This is a genomic window from Micromonospora sp. DT62, from assembly GCF_049847285.1.
Lineage (GTDB): Bacteria > Actinomycetota > Actinomycetes > Mycobacteriales > Micromonosporaceae > Micromonospora > Micromonospora reichwaldensis.
Genome location: NZ_JBNCOB010000002.1, coordinates 409,140 through 426,526, shown reverse-complemented (window position 1 = coordinate 426,526; position 17,387 = coordinate 409,140). Strand labels below are relative to the sequence as shown.

Genomic DNA, 17,387 nt, shown 5'->3' with positions numbered 1-17,387 from the left:
GAGGAGTGAGCCGGGTTTGCGAGCCCCGCAGTCGCGAGCGAAGGAAGACCAGTGACGGCAACCGCACCGGCCGCGCCCCGGGCGCTGCCGCCGCTCGGCCCGAACCGCAAGCTCAAGCTGCCGAAGCAGGCCGAGCGCACGCTGGGCAACGGGCTGACCGTGATCGCCGTACGCCGGCCGGCGGTGCCGCTGGTGGAGGTGCGGCTGTGGATGCCGTTCGGCCGCACCCACCTCGCCCGGGGCGCCATGCTCGCGCAGACCCTGCTCTCCGGCACGGGGACCATGTCCAGCGTGCAGATCGCGGCCGAGTTGCAGAAGGTCGGCGGCGGGCTCTCCGCCGGGATCGACCCGGACCGGCTGATGCTCTCCGGCGCCGGGCTGGTCACCGGGCTGGACCGGATGCTGGAGATCCTCGCCGAGGTGCTGACCGGCGCGGCCTACCCGAACGACGACGTCGCCACGGAACGGGACCGGCTGGTGGACCGGATCCACGTGGCGCGGAGCCAGCCGGCGCACCTGGCCCGCACCGCCCTGCTCCGGCGGGTCTACGGCAGCCACCCGTACGCGGTGCAGACCCCCGAACCGGAGGCGGTCCGGGCGGTCCGGCCGGGAGTGCTGCGGACCCTGCACGCCCAGCGGGTGCACCCCGCCGACGCCGTGCTGGTGCTGGTCGGTGAAGTGCAGCCGGACCGGGCGCTGGACGCCGCCGAGAAGGCGCTGTCCGGGTGGACCGGCGCCGGGCACACCGCCGACCTGCCGCCCGCCCCGCCGCTGGAGCCCGGGCCGCTGCTGCTGGTCGACCGCCCGGGGGCGGTGCAGTCCTCGCTGCGGATCGCGCTGCCGGCGGTGCCCCGCACCCACCCTGACCACGCCGCGCTGCAACTGGCCAACCTGATCTTCGGTGGCTACTTCTCCTCCCGCTGGGTGGAGAACATCCGCGAGGACAAGGGCTACACGTACGGGGGGCACTCCCTCGTCGAGCACTCGGTGGCCGGGTCGGTGCTGGTCGCCGCCGTCGACGTGGCCACCGAGGTCACCGGGCCGGCGCTGCTGGAGACGACGTACGAACTCGGCCGGCTGGCCTCCCTCCCGCCCCGCGAGGACGAGCTGGAGCAGGCCCGCCAGTACGCCCTCGGCACCCTCCAGCTCGGGATGTCCACCCAGGCCGGGCTCGCCTCGCTGACCAGCGCGTACGCCGGCAGCGGGCTGCGCCTGGAGTTCCTGGCCGAGCACGCCGCCCGGCTGGCGAAGGCGACCGTGGCCGACGTGGCCGAGGCGGCGGCCCGCTACCTCGCCCCGGCGCAGGCGGTCACCGTGGTGCTGGGCGACGCCGAACGGATCGGGCGGCAGGTGGCGGCGCTGGCCCCGGTCACCACCGAGCCGGCACGACCGTGAGCGGTGAGCCCGCGCCGCCGCTGGCCCGTTCCACCCTGGACCGGGCGGCCCACCGGCGCACCGACCCCGGGTGGCTGGCGCAGGCGTGGAGCCGGGCCCGGGTGCTGGTGCTCGACGCCGCCGACGGCGGCCGGGCGCTGGTGCGTACCGACACGTCGCCGCCGAAGCTGGTGCTTGTCGATCCGGCCGGGCTGCCCGAGCCGACGTCGCCGATGTTCCTCGGCGTCGAGCCGGACGGGGTGCCGGTCTTCGCCGTGGACGCCCCGCTGCCGGCGGTGTCGGGGGCCCGGGCGGCGCACCTGCGCGAGGTCGGGCACCTGCTCGGCGACCGCGACGCCGGGCTGTTCACCACCGCGCTGGCGCTGGTCAACTGGCATCTGCGGCACCGCTACTCGTCGGCCACCGGGCACCCGACCGAGGTGGACGAGGCCGGCTGGTCCCGGGTCGACCCGGCCGGGGAACGGATCTGGCCGCGTACCGATCCCGCGATGATCGTGCTGGTGCACGACGGCGTCCCGGGCCTGGACGGGCGGTGTCTGCTCGGCAACAACGCCACCTGGCCGCACACCGCCGGCGAGCGCCGGTTCTCCTGCCTCGCCGGCTACGTCGAGCCGGGGGAGTCGGCCGAGGCCGCGGTGCTGCGCGAGGTCCGCGAGGAGGTCGGCGTCCCGGTCGACGACATCGCGTACGCGGGCAGCCAGGCGTGGCCGTTCCCCGGCTCCCTGATGCTCGGCTTCCTCGCCACGGCGGATCCGGAGCACCCGGTGCAGGTGGATCCGACGGAGATCGCGTTCGCCCGGTGGTTCTCCCGCAGGGAGATCGGCGCGGCACTGACGGGACGGCCGGTGGAGGTCGGCGGGGCCCGCCTGGTGCTGCCGCCGCCGTCGTCGATCGCGCTCTTCCTGATCCACCGCTGGCTCGACGGGCACTGCTGAGGCGGTCTTCGCCGCGCGAGCGTGCCGGTGGCCGGGGTCGTGCGGTCCCGGCCCGTGGCCGCCGTTGCCGCGACGGTCACGGACCGGGAACACGGGCCGCCGTGGTCGGCTGGGGCAAAGGAGCACGGCGGGGGAGCCGGTCCGACCACGACGGACGTCTGGGTGCGGGTCAGCTGCCTCGGTCGTCGGGTGCGGCCCGCCGCCCGTGGCCCGGCTCGTCGAGCGGGAGCACCTTGACCCGTTGCTTGCCGGAGCGGACCGCGCCGACCGTGGCGAGGGCCCGGGCCAGCAGCAGCGCGGCGTCGCGCTCCTCGGCGTGCACGATCTGGCGGCGCGGCTCGGGCGTGGTGGTCTCGTCGCGGAGTCGGTCACCGCACGCCCAGGCGGCGGCGATGTCCACGTCGGCGGCAGCGCGGATGTCGGTGCGAACGATCAGGAACCGCATGCGGGTCTCCGGATGAATCGCGAGGGTGGGGAACGGGTGGAAGTTCCACGTCACTCTGTCGTCATGTTACGCCGCGCGGTCGTCTCATCAAGTGAAACGCGACGATTGGTCCGGAGGCTCATCCGATCAGCGGATGCCTGGTCGGCGGGGTGGCAGGGCGCAGACGCGACGGGGCCGCCGGCACGCTGCCGGCGGCCCCGCGACGGTCGACGGATCAGTTCAGATCGAACTGTCCGTTCTTCGCGCCGGCGATGAAGCCCAGCCAGCCGGCCCGGTTGAACAGCAGCACCGGACCGCCCTGGTCCTTGCTGTCCCGCAGGGCCACGGCGACCGGTCCGGTCCTCAGTGGTGCGACCTCGACGCAGTTCGAGGTCTGGCTGCGCGTGCTCTTACGCCACGGGGCGTCGGTGAGCTGGGCGAGTACGGACGGCGTGTTGCGGATCTCGTTCATCGTGTCACTCCTGAGGTGAACTGCTCCGATGGAACGAGTGGCGCCGCACGACCCGACGGTGGGCCCCCGTGATCACCGATCCGTCAGGCGCCCGGAATACCGGCGACGTTGGGTCGGCGCCGTTGCCGGCCCGTACGCCACCGTGGACGCGGTCGCCGTGCCGGGCAGCCGCCCCGTCGCCTCGATCAGCCAGGAGAGGGTGTCCGATTCGGAGAGCGCCGCCGTGCATAGCCACTCGAACACCACTTTATAGCGATTTAGGGCGTTTACCTCGGTCGACATGACGTCGGTGAACCCCCCTTCGATGGCCAGGGTCTCCGGATCGAGCGGATCGGCGAACCGGTAGACCGAGAACGCGGTCGGCGGGAGGTACCAGTCGCCGACCTGGGTGTCGCGCGGCAGGACGTGCAGCGTGACGTTCGGCAGCATCGCCAGTTCGCAGAGCTGCACCAGCTGCGCGCGCAGCACCTCCGGCGGCCCGGTCCGGCCGCCGAGCGCCGCCTCCTCCAGCACCGCCGTGTAGCGGGGCGCGTCGGTCGAGCGGGTGAGCAGCGACTGCCGGGCCAGCCGGGCCCGCACCTCGGTGTCGATGTCCTCGCCGGCCTCCGGGTCGCCGGCCTCCTCGTCGACCTGCCGGGCCGAGGCGATCCGCACCGACGCGTAGTCCGGCGTCTGGAGCAGGCCCGGCACCAGGACGGGGTTGTATTCCGAGATCTCCGCGCAGCCGGCCTCCAGCTCGGCGAAGCTGCGCTGCTGCTGGGTCATCACCGGGTAGTTGCGCAGCCAGCCGCGGATGTCGCCGGCCTCGTCGGTGATGCCGAGGAGTTCCCGGCGCAGCGCCTCGTCGGCGCCGTAGAGATCCAACAGCACGCGCACGTCGTCCGGGTCCGGGCGGCTGCGGCCGTTCTCCAACCGGGACAACTTGGACGCGGACGCCCAGCCGATCCGCTCGATGACCTGGTCTCCCGTGAGACCCGCGGCCTCGCGCAACCGGCGCAGCTCGGTGCCCAACCTGCGGCGGCGCAGGATCGGGCTGGGTGAGGCAGGAGGCACGACGTCCTCTTTTCCCGTGGACCGCCGCAGACGCGACGGTAACTGTATGAAATTCGCCCCCCACGGTCAGTATGGACGGCGCGCCTCCCGCCGGAGGTCCCGGTGGGGGCGTGTCTCGCAGAAAAGAGGACCGTGGAAGGGCGCGGCGTCCGGTACGACGCCGTCGGCCCGGCCGCGCCACCCCAGACCGCGCCACGCCGCGCACCACCCCGCCGGAGGGACCCCATGCGCACCGTCCTGCGCCGCCCGGATTTCCGCCTGCTCTTCGGCGGCCTGCTCGCCAGCATGGCCGCCGAGTCGATCCTGTTGCTGGCCCTCGCCATCTGGGTGAAGGACCTGACCGGGTCGGACGGGCTGGCCGGCGCCACCATCTTCGCGGTCATCGCCCCGATGACCCTGGCCCCGCTGGTGGGGTGGATCGTCGACCGCTACCCTCGGCGCCCGTTCTTCGTGGCGGCGAACCTGGTGACGGCCGTTCTGCTCACCCCGCTCCTCGTGGTGCGGGACCGGGCCGACGTGTGGATCATCTACGTGGTGGCGGCCCTCTACGGCCTGTCGTACATCACCCTCAGCGCGGTGCTCAGCGGCCTGATCCGCCAGCTCGTGCCGGTGGAACTGCTGGCCGAGGCGAACGGCGTGCTCCAGACCGTGCGCCAGGGGCTGCGGCTGGTCGGCCCGCTGGCCGGCGCCGGGCTCTACGCCGCCGTCGGCGGTTGGATGCTGGCCGTGATCGGGATGGTCGGCTTCCTGTCGGCGGCCGTCGTGGTGGGCCTGATCCGCACGACGGAGACGCCGCCGGCCGGGCCCGGGCTGCGCTGGCCGGCCGAGGTGAGCGCCGGGCTGCGTCACCTGGCCGGGGAGCCGGCGCTGCGCCGGGCGCTGCTCGGCTACGGGCTGGGCTCGCTGGCGATGGGCTTCAGCGAGTCGTTGATCTTCGCGTACGTCGACCAGGGGCTGCGCCGGGACGCCGCGTTCGTCGGCGTGCTGGTCACCGTGCAGGGCATCGGCGGACTGGTCGGCGGGCTGCTCTCCCCGGCCGTGGTACGCCGCGCCGGCGAGGTGGGCACGCTCGCCGCCGGGGTGGCGTTCTTCGGACCGGCCTCGCTGGCGCTGGTGTACCCGAACCTCTGGCTCGGCTTCGTCGCCGTACTGCTGGCCGGGGTGTCGCTGCCGCTGACGATGGTCGGGCTGCACACGCTGATCCAGCGGCGTACCCCGCAGGGGCTGCTCGGCCGGGTCGCCGCGGCCTCGGAGGCCGTGGTCAGCGGCCCGCAGGCGCTCTCGATCGGCGCGGGGGCGCTGCTCGTCGGGGTGCTGGACTACCGCGTCCTGTTCGCCCTGATCGGGGTGGTCACCCTGCTCGCCGGCGGCTACCTCTGGCACGGCCGCACGCTCAGCCCACCGCCACCCGTCCGGATCCCCGCCCCCCGCCGGCCCGCCGAGGGGTCCACCGCCGTCGGCCCGGCCGTCGCCGCGAGCCAGGAGGTGGTCGGCACGACCCCACCGGGCCCGGCGCGCTGAACCGCCGCGTCGTCAGGACCTCCCGTGGTACGCGACGAGCGGCCGGCCCGGGTGGGCGGCCGCTCGTCGGCGGTGCTGCGTACGGTCAGGCGTCGATCGTGGCCAGGTGCTGCTTGACCTGAATGATCGAGGGGTTGGTCAGGGCGCTGCCGTCGGCGAAACGCAGCGTCGGGACGGTCTGGTTGCCGCCGTTGACGCTCATCACGAACTCCGCGGCCTTCGCGTCCTGCTCGATGTCGACCACCTCGTAGCCGATGCCCTCCCGGTCGAGCTGCGACTTCAGCCGGTGGCAGTAGCCGCACCAGGGGGTCGAGTACATCGTCAGCATGGTCAGATCCTCCAACGGTCCGCGTGGCGGCTTGCCGATCAAGCCCAGGCTAATCGCTGCAACGTCTGGCGGAGCTGAGACAATTCCTCGCTGTGGTGGTTCACTCAGCATCCGAACGCGTGCTCGCCGGGCTCGACCCCGAGCAGCGGTCGGCGGTGACCGCCCCCGCCGGCCCGGTCTGCATCCTGGCCGGCGCCGGCACCGGCAAGACCCGCGCGGTCACCTCCCGGATCGCCCACCGGGCGCTCTCGGGGGAGATCTCCGCCCGGCACGTGCTCGCGGTGACCTTCACGGCCCGCGCCGCCGCCGAGATGCGCGCCCGGCTCACCGCGCTCGGGGTGGGTGGCGTCCAGGCCCGCACCTTCCACGCGGCGGCGCTGCGCCAGGTGCGCTACTTCGCGCCCCGGCTGCTCCAGGGGCGGGCCATGCCCGAGCTGCTGGACAGCAAGGTCCGGCTGGTCACCCTCGCCGCGGCCAAGGCCGGCCTGCGCACCGACCGGGCGGCCGCCCGGGACCTCGCCGGCGAGATCGAGTGGGCGAAGTCGTCGCTGGTGGAACCGGGGGAGTACGTCGTCGCAGCGGCGAAGGCGATGCGGGACACCCCGCACGAGCCGGGCCGCGTCGCCGAGGTCTTCGCGGCGTACGAGCGGCTCAAGCGGTCCAACGGGGTGATCGACTTCGAGGACATGCTGCGCGCCGCGGTCTGGGGCATCGAGGAGCACCGGGACGTCGCCGAGCAGGTCCGCGCCCAGTACCGGCACTTCGTCGTCGACGAGTACCAGGACGTCAACCCCCTCCAGCAGCGGCTGCTCCAGGCGTGGCTGGGCGGGCGGGACGACCTGACCGTGGTCGGCGACGCCAGCCAGACGATCTACTCGTTCACCGGGGCCACCTCGTCGTACCTGGTCGACTTCCCGCGCCGGTACCGGGGCGCGACGGTGGTCCGGCTGGTCCGCGACTACCGCTCCACCCCGCAGGTCGTCGGGCTGGCCAACGCGGTGATCTCCCAGGCGCGGGGCGCCGAGGCCCGGCTGCGCCTGGAGCTGGTCGGCCAGCGCCCGCCCGGCCCCGAACCGGAGCTGCGGATCTTCACGGACGAGCCGGCCGAGGCCAACGCGGTGGCCGCCCGCTGCCGCGCCCTGGTCGACGCCGGCACCCCGGCGAGGGAGATCGCCGTGCTGTTCCGGACCAACGCGCAGTCCGAGGCGTACGAGAAGGCGCTGACCGAGGCGCAGGTGCCGTACGTGGTGCAGGGGGCCGAGCGGTTCTTCGAGCGCGCCGAGGTGCGGCAGGCGATGGTCGCCCTGCGGGCCGCCACCCGGTCGATCCCCGGGGAGACCCCGCTGCCCGCCGCCGTGGTGGAGGCGCTCACCGCGGTCGGCTGGGCCCCCGACGCCGCCCCGGCCGGTGGCGCCGCCCGCGAGCGGTGGGAGGCGCTCGCCGCGCTGGTGCAACTCGCCGAGGAGTACGCGGCCACCCCGCAGGTGCTGCCGATCGGGCCCGCCGCCTCGGTCGAGCGCCCCGTCACCCTGGCCGACTTCAACGACGAGCTGGCCCGCCGGGCCGCCGCACAGCACGTGCCGACGGTCGACGGGGTGACCCTGGCCTCGCTGCACTCCGCCAAGGGCCTGGAGTGGGACGCGGTCTTCCTGGTCGGCCTCTCCGAGGGCACCCTGCCCACCACGTACGCCAAGACCGTCGAACAGGTCGAGGAGGAGCGCCGGCTGCTCTACGTCGGCGTCACCCGGGCGCGCGAGTGGCTCTGGCTGTCGTACGCCTCGGCCCGCTCCCCGGGCGGGCGGGCCCGGCGGCCCTCGCGGTTCCTGCCGCAGCTCGACCGCTCCGGCGGGGCGGAGCGGGCCGGGGCCGCTCCCGCGGCGCGCCGGCCGGAGCGCCGTCGGACCCAGATCGTCTCCTGCCGGATCTGCGGCGCCACCCTGCTCGCCGGACCGGACCGCAAGCTCGGCCGCTGCCCCACCTGCCCCTCGGACATCGACGAGGAGCTGCACGAACGGCTGCACGAGTGGCGCCAGCGGGTGGCCGGCGGGCAGCGGGTACCGGCCTATGTGGTCTTCACCGACGCCACCCTGGTCGCGCTCGCGGAGCGGCGCCCCGGCCGAACGGAGGAGCTGATCGCCATCGCCGGCATCGGGCCCCGGAAACTCGGCCTCTACGGGGAGGCGGTGCTGGCGCTGGTGGCGGGCGCGGCGGTCGACGACATCTGCCCGGAGAAAACTTTCGAAATCTCGCCGTAAATTCGTTTGCCCTCGCCCCGTGGCGAGGAATAGCCTCATGACACACCTCGCGAGCGGCGCCATTCGGGCTGCTCACGAGGGGTAGAGACCGTATCGGCACGAGTGAACGTCAGAGGAGGTGGTCCCGATGGAGATCGTCTACATCAACGAGCGTCCGGCGGCGCTGCCCGCTGTCGTCGCTCCGTTGTCGGCTGTCCGGGTGGCCCTCGCCGCTGCGCGACCGTCGGTTTCCCAGGTGCACCGTGTCGAGGCTCAGGCCGAGCTGATTCTCGCCACCGCGCCGAACGGAAACCAGGGGACCAGTGGCTTCACGGGCAAGGGCGTCGATGCTGTCAAGCGTCACATGGGCGCCCGCGGAGTTCCACCTCGAGGTAGACCGGTCTGATTCTCAGACACCGGCTCACCTCGAGGCCGCGGAACCCGCTACCGGGATCCGCGGCCTCAGTTTTTTGCCCGCCAAGTACGTCGGAAATGCGATCCACGAGATCGAAGTGAGAGAGAGGTGACCGGGCGATGAGTCTGGCGTTGGCCCCACTCGACGTGAGCGTCGAGGTGGAGGCGAACCTGCCCTGCCGGAAGTTCGACCCCGACCTGTGGTTCTCCGACTCGCCCGCCGAGCTCGAGCTGGCCAAGTCGCTCTGCGGGGACTGCCCGCTGCGCGTCGAGTGCCTGGCCGGGGCGGTGGAGCGGGCCGAGCCCTGGGGCGTCTGGGGCGGCGAGATCTTCGAGCGTGGCGCGGTCGTCCCGCGCAAGCGGCCCCGTGGCCGTCCGCGCAAGGAGGACCTCGCCCGCGACGCGGCGCTCCGGGTCGAGGCCGAGGCACGACTGGCGGCCAGTGGGCTGTCCGAGTCGCGTACCACGGTCCGGCTGGCGGCCTGACATGCACCCGATCCAACCCACCCACGCCGGTGTCACGCCGGCGACGAGAGAGCTGACCACCATGCTGAACGTTCTTGACGGAGTCGCCGAGATGCAACTACTTCACGAAGCGTTGTCCCGGGCTCGAATGCGCCGGCCTCAGGCCGGTCGTACCACCACGAGCACTGAGGCAACCCTTTCCGCCCGTACCGTCGCCATGAACAGCCGCAACCGAGCGGCGCGCGACCTGGGCGTTCTCTAGTACCCCACCGATTGTCGAGGGGCGGTGGCCGGATTCCGGCCACCGCCCCTCGTCGCGTTCCCCGCCCCGTGCCGTCTTCCGCGCGCGTGCCGTCCTCCGCGCGCCGCGCCGTCTTCGACGCGCCGCGCCGCGTCCGGTTGCGCTGCCGTCGCTCAGCCGCCCGCCGAGGGCTGGCCGGACGACGGGGCGAAGCCGGGCAGCCAGCGCTCCAGGATGCCCCGGTAGGGCGCCTTCGCCTCCAGTTGGCAGAGCACGCCGATCGAGCCGAGCGTCACCCGGTGGATGAGCAGGTACGACGGCGGCAGGTTGAGCTGCCGGCTCAACTGGTACGCGGGGGATCGGGGGCTGGCCAACCGGGTCGCCTCCGTACGCAGCCAGGCCCGGGTGAACCGGAACTCCTCGGCGGCGATGGGCTCCAGCATCGGACGGAGGAAATCGAGCACCGCCTCGGCGTCGATCGCCTCGGTGGAACCGATGAAGCCCTCCGAGCGCAGCCCCGCCACCACCTCGTCGGCGTCGCCCCGCAGCGCCAGTGCAGCGATGCGGCCGATCGGCTCGGGCGTGCCCTCCGGCATCCGGGCCACCGCGCCGAAGTCGATCACGCCGAGCCGGCCGTCCGTCAGCAGCCGGAAGTTGCCCGGGTGCGGATCGGCGTGCAACAGCCCGGCCCGCTGCGGCGCGGACAGGTGCAGGATGGCCATCAGCCGGCCGGCCTCGTCGCGCTGTTCCTCCGTGCCCTCGCGGATGATCTCCGCCAGCGGGGTGCCCTCGACCCACTCGGTGACCAGGACCCGGGGCGACGCCGAGACCACCGCCGGGATGTGGATTTCGGGATCGTCCGCGTACGCGGCGGCGAAGGCGCGCTGCGACTCGGCTTCCAACTCGTAGTCGAGTTCCTCGGTGATCCGTTCCCGCAGCTCCGCCAGGAGCGGCTTGACGTCCAGCCCGGGCTGGATCGCCCGGAACATCCCACCGAGGCGGGAGAGCTGCTTGAGGTCGGCGAGCAGGGCGTCGCCGGCGCCCGGATACTGGATCTTGACAGCCACGTCGCGGGTCTGCGGCGCGCCGGACGGCCCGTAGCCCGGCTCCCGCCACACCGCCCGGTGCACCTGGCCGATGCTGGCCGCGGCGGCGGGAGTGTCGTCGAACTCCACGAACCGGTCCCGCCAGTCCGGGCCGAGCTGCTCGGCGAGCACCTTGTGCACGCTGGCCGCCGGCAGCGGCGGCGCCGCCTCCTGGAGCTTTGTCAGCGCCTGCCGGTAGGGGGCGGCGATCTCCTCGGGCAGGGCGGCCTCGAAGACCGACAGCGCCTGCCCGAACTTCATCGCACCGCCCTTGAGCTGCCCCAACACGCTGAAGAGCTGCTCGGCGGTGCGTTGCTGGATCTCCGCGGAGATCACGTCGGAGGCGAGCCCCGTGACGCGCTTACCCATGCCGAGGACGGTCCGACCGGCGAAGCCGAGCGGCAGAGCGGCGAGCTTGGCGGTCCGGGACACGGCCCGGCGCGGGATGTCGGTCACCCGGCCATTGTTACCGACTCCGGGGGCCCACGGCTGCTCTGCCGCCGGGCTGGGTGCCCGTCCCCGCCTTCGGGGGCGTCACCGGCGCCGTCGCGAACATCCGCAGGAGGGGTGCGGCGGCCACATCCGGCGGCGGAACCGCCCCGCCCCGGTGATCTCCACCGCGCAGCCCAGGGTCTCCGGGGTGCCCCCGTCGAGCTGCGCCAGCGCCTCGGCCGCCGCGTACGCCCCGGCCGCCAGGAGGGTCGCGGTGGCACACGCCTGCTCGCCCGCGCCCGTGGCGAGCTGGGCGGCCAGCGCCGGCCAGTCCGGGTCCCGGTCCGCCCGGTGCAGGTCGAGGCAGTTCAGGCAGGGGCCGGCGGGCGGGCGGACGAGCGGGCCGACCACGGGCACGCCCTCCCGGAGGCCGAGCAGCAGGTGCGGCTGGCGGCGCTGGGCGTGACCGGCGGCGAGCAGGGCGGCCGGCCGGTCCGTACCGAGCTGGACGACCAGGTCGACCCGGCCCCGCCGGAAAGGGCCCGTGCCCGTGCCGGGGGCGGCCCGCTCGACGGCGTCGCGTACCGCCCGGGCGAGCGGACGGCCGAGCGCGGCGGCCGGGATGCCCGTGCCGACCAGGTCCGCCGGCCGCACCGGGCCGGCCAGGTCCGGGTGCACGTGCCCCACCCCGGCCTGGGCCAGTGCCAGGGTGACCGGGGCGCCGAGGCGGCCGGCGCCGCTGACCACCACCCGGGCGGCCAACCGCCGGCGCAGCACCTGGGCGGGTGTGCCGGGCAGCCGCGCCGAGGCCAGGGCGAGCGCCTCCGCCTCGGCGGTGAGCCGGGCCCGGGACGGGCCGGCCAGGTCCTTCGGCAGCAGGGTGTGCGCGGGTACGACCAGGCCCGCGGCCCGCAGTGCGTCGAGCAGGGCGCGGGCCTCGTCGGGGGCCACCTCGGCGGCGACGGCGTGCGCCAGGACCAGCCGTTCGCTCCGGGTGCCGTCGAGCAGGTCGAGCAGGCGGGCGGCCCGGGGGTCGGCGATCTCCAGCAGCACGGCGCGGCCCGGCTCGACGCCGAGTTGGAGGGTGTGGCGGTCCCGCCAGAGTCTGGTGAGGCCCGGCAGCAGGACGGGACGGGGCAGCGTGGCACGGCGCATGACACCGATCGTGACCGTGTCCGTGCTCACGGTCGATCGTTGTCCACAGGTGCGCGATGCCCTGTCCAGGGCTGTCCACAGGAAATCCCGGGATATCCACAACCCGCCGGTAATCATGTCGGCGAGCCGACAGTGCGCGAGCGGGTGCGCCGGCGGACGAGGTGCGGTCATGCCGGAGGGGGCGGCCGACGGCCGCCCCCTCCGGTGCATCCGTACGGGTCAGACCTTCGCCTTGCCCAGGATGCGGTTCACTGTTGTGCCGCAGACCGGACACTTGCCCTTGGCCATGTTCATCCCGGTCTTCGAGACCTCGACGCGGCCCTCGAAGTCCCGCTTCTCCTTGCACTTGACGCAGTAACCGTTGTAGGTCTGGGCCTGGTCGGCCACGGTGCCCTCCTCGTCTCGTCCGCCGGCCGATGCCGTTCCGGCGGGGGTTCCCGGCGGCGGGCCACTCGGGCACCGGCGCTGGGTCGTTCTCCCACGGCCACGCTCGTGACCGCTGGTCCGCGGACCCTACCCAGGTGCGGGCGGTTCCATGTCAGCTGTGCTTCGTCACTGTGAGCAAGTCGACGTCGAGAGTGTGCATGGCGAATTACGTCGGATAAGTCAGTTTGGCGGGGACACGCCGACCGAACCCGGTCAGATGCCCCGTGCGGGGCACCCCGAGCTGCGCCTGCCACGGAGATCACTTAACGTGGGGGTACGCCACGCGGCACCCGGCGGAGGCCAGCGGCGCGACGCCTCCGCACCCGTGGGCGGCCGCCACGAAGGGTGACGGCGACGAATCACCGTGGCCCGGCAAAAGATTTTTTGGGACTCCTGCCGACCAATCACCATTTTCCGGGCGGGTGTCGGGGTGTTGACCCTTGCGGACCCCTGGTCAGTACGCATTAGCTTTCCTTCGTGACAGGAATCCGAGGCTGCGCGGCCCGCTGATGGCAGGGGCGCGGAAGCCGGTCGTCGAAGTGCGGCGCAGCCAGCGTCGGCGACGCACGGTGTCCGCTTATCGCGACGGTGAACGGGTCGTCGTCCTCATCCCGGACCAGTTCTCCCGGGCCGAGGAGAGCGAGTGGGTCGACCGGATGCTCGCCCGGCTCGCCGCCCGGGAGGGGCGCCTCGCCCGGTCCGACGCCGAGCTGCTCGCCCGGGCCACCCGCCTGATCAAGCTCTACCTCGCCGAACACGGCACGCAGGCCGTACCGACGAGCGTCCGCTGGGTCACCAACCAGAACGGCCGGTGGGGGTCCTGCACCCCGGACGACGGCACGATCCGCATCTCGCACCGCGTCCAGGGACTGCCGGACTGGGTGATCGACTACGTGCTCCTGCACGAGCTCGCGCACCTCATCGTGCCCAGCCACAACGCGCGGTTCTGGGCGCTCGTCGCGCGCTACCCGAAGTCCGAGCGGGCGCGCGGCTACCTGGAGGGCGTCGCGGCGGCCTCGGGCACCCCGCTGACCGACTGACCCCCTCGGCGCCGCCGCCCACCCGCCGTCCCGACCCCCGCCAACGCCTGCTGCCCGCGCCGGCTTCGTCCGCGCTGCCTGCGCTGTCCGCGCCGGCTTCGCCTGCGCTGTCCGCGCCGGCCTTTTCGCGTTGTCCGCGCCGGCTTTGTCCGCGTTGTCCGCGCCGGCTTCGCCTGCGCTCTCCGCGCCGGCCTTTTCGCGTTGTCCGCGCCGGCTTTGTCCGCGTTGTCCGCGCCGGCTTCGGGGCGGACGGAGCCGGCAAGATCTTGGTACGAAATGGCCCCTCCAGGGGCACGTTCCTGCCAAGATCTCGACGCCGCCTCCCCGCGCCCGTGGGTCGTGGCTCCTGGCACATCCGGTTAGGGTTGTGGGGTGGCCCGACGTGTGGTGGTGGCGTTGCTCGGACCGGTGACCTGGGCGCCGCCCGGCACCGACCCGGTGGACTGGCGGGCCGCGCTCGCCGAGGACGTGGTCGACCTGCTCGCCACGCTCAACGAGGTGGAGACGGCCGTTGCCGTCACCCCGGCGGACCGGGAGCTGGCCGACGCGGTGGTCTGGCCGGACACGGCCGTGTACGAGGTCACCGAGGCGACCCCGAACGCCGTCTTCGCCGCTCTCGCCGACACCGGCTACGACCAGGTGGCCGTGATCGCCGGCGACGCGCCCGACGTGCCGGGCCTGACGATCGGCAAGCTGCTGCGCCCACTCACCACCCGGCCGGTCGCGGTCGCCCCGGTCGAGGGCGGTGGACCGGGGCTGCTCGGCGTGGCCACCCGGCTGCCCGTACCGGCGTGGCTGCCGGCGCTGGACCTGGACACCGCGCGGCCCGCGGCCGTGCGCGCGGCGGCGCCGCGACCCGGCGACCTGGCGGTGACCCCGGCCTGGCGGCGCCTGCGTGGGCCGGGCGACCTGGCGTTCCTCAACCCGGCCGTGGAGGGCTGGGAGACCACCCGCGCCCTGCTCTCCGGCACCGCGCAGCCCCGCTGAGCCGACCGCGGGCCGGAAGCGACCCGCGCTGACCCCCTCCGAACCACCGCCTGGCCGCCCGGCCCCGCGACAAGGGCCGACTCCGCGACAAAGGGCCGACCGTGCGACGAGGGCTGCCCGACCGCGACGTGAGCGGCGCAACCGGCGACGAGGCCCGACCGTGCTACGAGGCCCGACCGTGCTACGAGGCCCGACCGTGCTACGAGGCCCGACCGTGCTACGAGGCCCGACCGTGCTACGAGGGCCGACCGCGCGACGAGGGCCGACCGGACCCCGGTGGGTCGGGCGGCCCTCGTCGTCGACGCGGTCAGGGGCGGCTGGCGTCGCCGCCCTCGGGGTCGTCGTCCGGGCGCCGCTGCTCCGGCTCGCCCGGGGCCTTCTCCTCCGGGCCGCCCGGCGCGCTGAAGTCGAAGCTCTCCAACTCACCGAGGTCCCACTCGGACATCGCGAAGGCCACCGGGTCGGCGAAGTCGTCGTCGGAGGGGAGTAGGTCGGGGTGGCCCCACAGGGCGTCCCGGCCGGCGATGCCCCGGTGCTCGGTCAGTGCCGCCCAGAGCGCCGCAGCCTCGCGCAGCCGGCGCGGACGCAGCTCCAGGCCGACCAGTGCCGCGAAGGTCTGCTCGGCCGGGCCACCGGCGGCCCGGCGGCGGCGGAACGCCTCGCCGAGGCTCACCACGTTGGGCAGCCGGCCGCTCGCCGCGCTGTCGACCACGTGGCACACCCAGCCCTCGACCAGGGCCAGGGCGGTCTCGAGTCGGGCCAGCGACGCCTTCTGCGCCGGGCTGTCCTCCGGCGTGAAGATGCCCTCCAGCGCGATCGCCTGCATCGACTCCGGGTCGGTCGGGTCGACCCGGCCCATCGCCTCCTCGATCGCCTCCCGGTTGACCCGGATGCCGGCCGCGTACATCTCGACGGCGTTGAGCACGTGCCCGCGCAGCCACGGCACGTGCTGGAAGAGCCGCTGGTGGGCGGCCTCGCGCAGGGCCACGTAGAGGCGCACCTCGTCCTCGGGCAGCTCCAGGCCCTCGCCGTACGCCCGGATGTTGGCCGGGATCAGCGCGGCCGTGCCGGCCGGGCCGAGCGGCAGCCCGATGTCGCCGGCGGAGAGCACCTCCGCGGCGAGCGAGCCGAGCGCCTGGCCGAGCTGGCCGCCGAAGAGCGCGCCACCGAGGGTGGCGACCATCGACTGCATCGGGCCGAGCTGGGCGCGCGCCTCCGGCGGCACCAGGTCGCCCATCGCGCCGACCATCCGGCTGGCCACCGGGTCGCAGAGCTTGCGCCAGACGTCGAGCGTCTTGTAGATCCACTCGTTGCGGTTCCAGGCCAGCGAGGTCTGGATGCCCGAGGGCAGGGCGGAGGCCGGCTCCAGCCACAGGTCCGCGAGCCGCAACGCCTCCTCCACCGCGTTGCGCTCGAAGGGCGACACCGCCGGGTCGCCCGCGGCGGCGAGCTGGCTGGCGGCCACCTGCCGGGCCAGGTCCCAGTTGACCGGCCCGCTGCCCGACGCGGAGAGCAGGTGCTGCAACTGCGACATGAACTGCTGCATCTGCGCGGGATCGTTGGGGTCTGGTGGTTGCCCACCCGGGAGCGCGAAACCGAACGGAATATCAGGCACGACGTCTACGGTACGCGCGCCGCGCCCCAGGTAGCTGCCGCTGGCGTTGCGCTGAGGGCGAAGTCGCGATTCACCCGCCGGAGGCCCCGATCCCGGTCGGTACGCTCTGCCGCATGAGACGTCGCGGCGTGACCGTCCTGCTCGGTGCTCTGCTCACCGCTCTGCTCAGCATCGGCGTGCTCGGCGCGCCCATCCCGTACGTGGTGCTCGGCCCGGGACCGACCGTCAACACGCTCGGCAAGGAGAACGGCAAGGAGGTCATCCAGGTCACCGGCCGGGAGACGTCCACCTCCGCCGGCCAGCTCCGGCTGACCACGGTCGGGGTGCAGCCCTCGGTCAAGCTGCGCTCGGCGATCCAGGGCTGGTTCTCCGACGACGAGGCGGTGGTGCCCCGCGAGCTGGTGTACCCGCCGGGGGAGAGCCGCAAGCAGGTCGAGGAGCGCAACGCGGAGGACTTCCGGGTCTCGCAGACCAGCGCGGAGACCGCGGCGCTGCGGGAGCTGGGCTTCCCGGTGCAGGTGGTGGTCAAGACCGTCGCCGCCGACGGTCCGGCGGCCGGCGTACTCAAGCCCGGCGACGTGCTGACCTCGGTGGACGGGGAACCGGTCCCGCTGGCCACGCGCCTCACGGACCTGATCAGGGCGAAGCCGGCCGGGACCGCGCTGAGGATCGGCTACACCCGCGACGGCGCCGCCGCGACGGCGGCGGTCACCAGCCGGGAGCAGGACGGGCGACCCCGCATCGGGGTGGAGATCGAGCAGCAGCAGCCGCACCCGTTCACCCTGAGCATCGACCTGGAGGACATCGGCGGGCCGAGCGCCGGCCTGATGTTCGCCCTCGGCATCGTGGACAAGCTGACCCCGGAGGACCTGACCGGCGGGAAGGTCATCGCCGGTACCGGCACGATCGACGACGCCGGCCGGGTCGGGCCGATCGGCGGCATCGCCCAGAAGCTGGTGGGCGCGAAGGAGGCCGGCGCGGTGGCGTTCCTGGTGCCGGCGGCGAACTGCGCCGAGGCGGTACGCAACCCGCAGCCCGGGCTGCCGCTGCTGAAGGTCGGCTCGCTGGACGAGGCACTGACCGCGCTGGAGACGCTGCGCGCCGGGGGGCAGCCGACCCGCTGCTGACCACGGCGCCCGGGCGGCCACGGTGTGCGGGGCGCCGA

The 17,387-nt window shown here is 73.9% G+C and carries 17 protein-coding genes; 9 read left to right on the top strand and 8 right to left on the bottom strand.

What is annotated here, in order from left to right; all coding sequences use genetic code 11:
- The first annotated feature begins 51 nt into the window (after positions 1 to 51).
- Together ACPXCB_RS05485 and nudC are read left to right on the top strand one after the other, a co-directional pair.
- On the top strand, positions 52 to 1,395 hold the full coding sequence (locus tag ACPXCB_RS05485; RefSeq protein WP_425872716.1) for a M16 family metallopeptidase: 1,344 nt from the start codon (positions 52 to 54) through the stop codon (positions 1,393 to 1,395).
- Positions 1,392 to 2,330 (top strand): NAD(+) diphosphatase, encoded by a 939-nt coding sequence (gene nudC / locus ACPXCB_RS05480; RefSeq protein WP_425872715.1) that lies wholly within the window; start codon positions 1,392 to 1,394, stop codon positions 2,328 to 2,330. Before ACPXCB_RS05485 ends, nudC begins: the two co-directional genes overlap by 4 nt.
- A gap of 169 nt (positions 2,331 to 2,499) precedes the next feature.
- On the opposite strand, the gene ACPXCB_RS05475 is transcribed toward nudC, so the two are convergent.
- The 3 genes from ACPXCB_RS05475 to ACPXCB_RS05465 all read right to left on the bottom strand — a co-directional run bounded on the left by ACPXCB_RS05475 (position 2,500) and on the right by ACPXCB_RS05465 (position 4,279).
- Complete coding sequence (locus tag ACPXCB_RS05475) at positions 2,500 to 2,775, bottom strand: hypothetical protein (RefSeq protein WP_425872907.1); 276 nt, start codon at positions 2,773 to 2,775, stop codon at positions 2,500 to 2,502.
- Positions 2,776 to 2,989: 214 nt separating this feature from the next.
- Positions 2,990 to 3,226: a DUF397 domain-containing protein gene (locus tag ACPXCB_RS05470; RefSeq protein WP_425872713.1), complete on the bottom strand. Its 237-nt coding sequence runs from the start codon at positions 3,224 to 3,226 to the stop codon at positions 2,990 to 2,992.
- A gap of 72 nt (positions 3,227 to 3,298) precedes the next feature.
- Complete coding sequence (locus tag ACPXCB_RS05465; RefSeq protein ID WP_425872711.1) at positions 3,299 to 4,279, bottom strand: helix-turn-helix domain-containing protein; 981 nt, start codon at positions 4,277 to 4,279, stop codon at positions 3,299 to 3,301.
- 225 nt (positions 4,280 to 4,504) lie between these two features.
- Here ACPXCB_RS05465 and ACPXCB_RS05460 point away from each other — a divergent pair, with 225 nt between their 5' ends.
- Positions 4,505 to 5,800 carry an MFS transporter gene (locus ACPXCB_RS05460; protein WP_425872710.1) on the top strand — a complete coding sequence of 432 codons (1,296 nt, stop codon included), beginning with the start codon at positions 4,505 to 4,507 and terminating at the stop codon, positions 5,798 to 5,800.
- An 85-nt stretch (positions 5,801 to 5,885) separates the two neighbouring features.
- On the opposite strand, the gene ACPXCB_RS05455 is transcribed toward ACPXCB_RS05460, so the two are convergent.
- The gene (locus tag ACPXCB_RS05455) at positions 5,886 to 6,128 is read right to left on the bottom strand and encodes a mycoredoxin (RefSeq protein WP_151456061.1); all 243 of its coding nucleotides are present in this window, start codon (positions 6,126 to 6,128) and stop codon (positions 5,886 to 5,888) included.
- A gap of 92 nt (positions 6,129 to 6,220) precedes the next feature.
- Between ACPXCB_RS05455 and ACPXCB_RS05450 the strand changes: the two genes are divergently transcribed.
- From ACPXCB_RS05450 to ACPXCB_RS05440, 3 genes are all read left to right on the top strand, one after another.
- A complete protein-coding gene (locus tag ACPXCB_RS05450; RefSeq protein WP_425872708.1) occupies positions 6,221 to 8,383 on the top strand; it encodes an ATP-dependent DNA helicase UvrD2 in 2,163 nt (720 codons plus the stop codon).
- Between the two features lie 127 nt (positions 8,384 to 8,510).
- Positions 8,511 to 8,768 (top strand): hypothetical protein, encoded by a 258-nt coding sequence (locus ACPXCB_RS05445; protein WP_425872706.1) that lies wholly within the window; start codon positions 8,511 to 8,513, stop codon positions 8,766 to 8,768.
- Positions 8,769 to 8,896: 128 nt separating this feature from the next.
- Complete coding sequence (locus ACPXCB_RS05440) at positions 8,897 to 9,262, top strand: WhiB family transcriptional regulator (protein WP_088998544.1); 366 nt, start codon at positions 8,897 to 8,899, stop codon at positions 9,260 to 9,262.
- A gap of 393 nt (positions 9,263 to 9,655) precedes the next feature.
- On the opposite strand, the gene ACPXCB_RS05435 is transcribed toward ACPXCB_RS05440, so the two are convergent.
- From ACPXCB_RS05435 to ACPXCB_RS05425, 3 genes are all read right to left on the bottom strand, one after another.
- The gene (locus ACPXCB_RS05435) at positions 9,656 to 11,023 is read right to left on the bottom strand and encodes an ABC1 kinase family protein (RefSeq protein WP_425872705.1); all 1,368 of its coding nucleotides are present in this window, start codon (positions 11,021 to 11,023) and stop codon (positions 9,656 to 9,658) included.
- Positions 11,024 to 11,101: 78 nt separating this feature from the next.
- Positions 11,102 to 12,154, bottom strand: a complete 1,053-nt coding sequence (locus ACPXCB_RS05430) for a TOMM precursor leader peptide-binding protein (RefSeq protein WP_425872905.1) — start codon at positions 12,152 to 12,154, stop codon at positions 11,102 to 11,104.
- Positions 12,155 to 12,373: 219 nt separating this feature from the next.
- Complete coding sequence (locus tag ACPXCB_RS05425) at positions 12,374 to 12,541, bottom strand: DUF5679 domain-containing protein (protein ID WP_012014940.1); 168 nt, start codon at positions 12,539 to 12,541, stop codon at positions 12,374 to 12,376.
- Between the two features lie 548 nt (positions 12,542 to 13,089).
- Here ACPXCB_RS05425 and ACPXCB_RS05420 point away from each other — a divergent pair.
- The gene (locus tag ACPXCB_RS05420; RefSeq protein WP_425872703.1) at positions 13,090 to 13,620 is read left to right on the top strand and encodes a M48 family metallopeptidase; all 531 of its coding nucleotides are present in this window, start codon (positions 13,090 to 13,092) and stop codon (positions 13,618 to 13,620) included.
- A 372-nt stretch (positions 13,621 to 13,992) separates the two neighbouring features.
- Positions 13,993 to 14,607, top strand: a complete 615-nt coding sequence (locus ACPXCB_RS05415) for a hypothetical protein (protein ID WP_425872701.1) — start codon at positions 13,993 to 13,995, stop codon at positions 14,605 to 14,607.
- 307 nt (positions 14,608 to 14,914) lie between these two features.
- On the opposite strand, the gene ACPXCB_RS05410 is transcribed toward ACPXCB_RS05415, so the two are convergent.
- Positions 14,915 to 16,222, bottom strand: coding sequence for a zinc-dependent metalloprotease (locus tag ACPXCB_RS05410; protein ID WP_165947701.1), 1,308 nt, complete (start codon positions 16,220 to 16,222; stop codon positions 14,915 to 14,917).
- Positions 16,223 to 16,335: 113 nt separating this feature from the next.
- Here ACPXCB_RS05410 and ACPXCB_RS05405 point away from each other — a divergent pair, with 113 nt between their 5' ends.
- Complete coding sequence (locus tag ACPXCB_RS05405; protein ID WP_393168140.1) at positions 16,336 to 17,349, top strand: YlbL family protein; 1,014 nt, start codon at positions 16,336 to 16,338, stop codon at positions 17,347 to 17,349.
- The last annotated feature ends 38 nt before the right edge of the window (positions 17,350 to 17,387 follow it).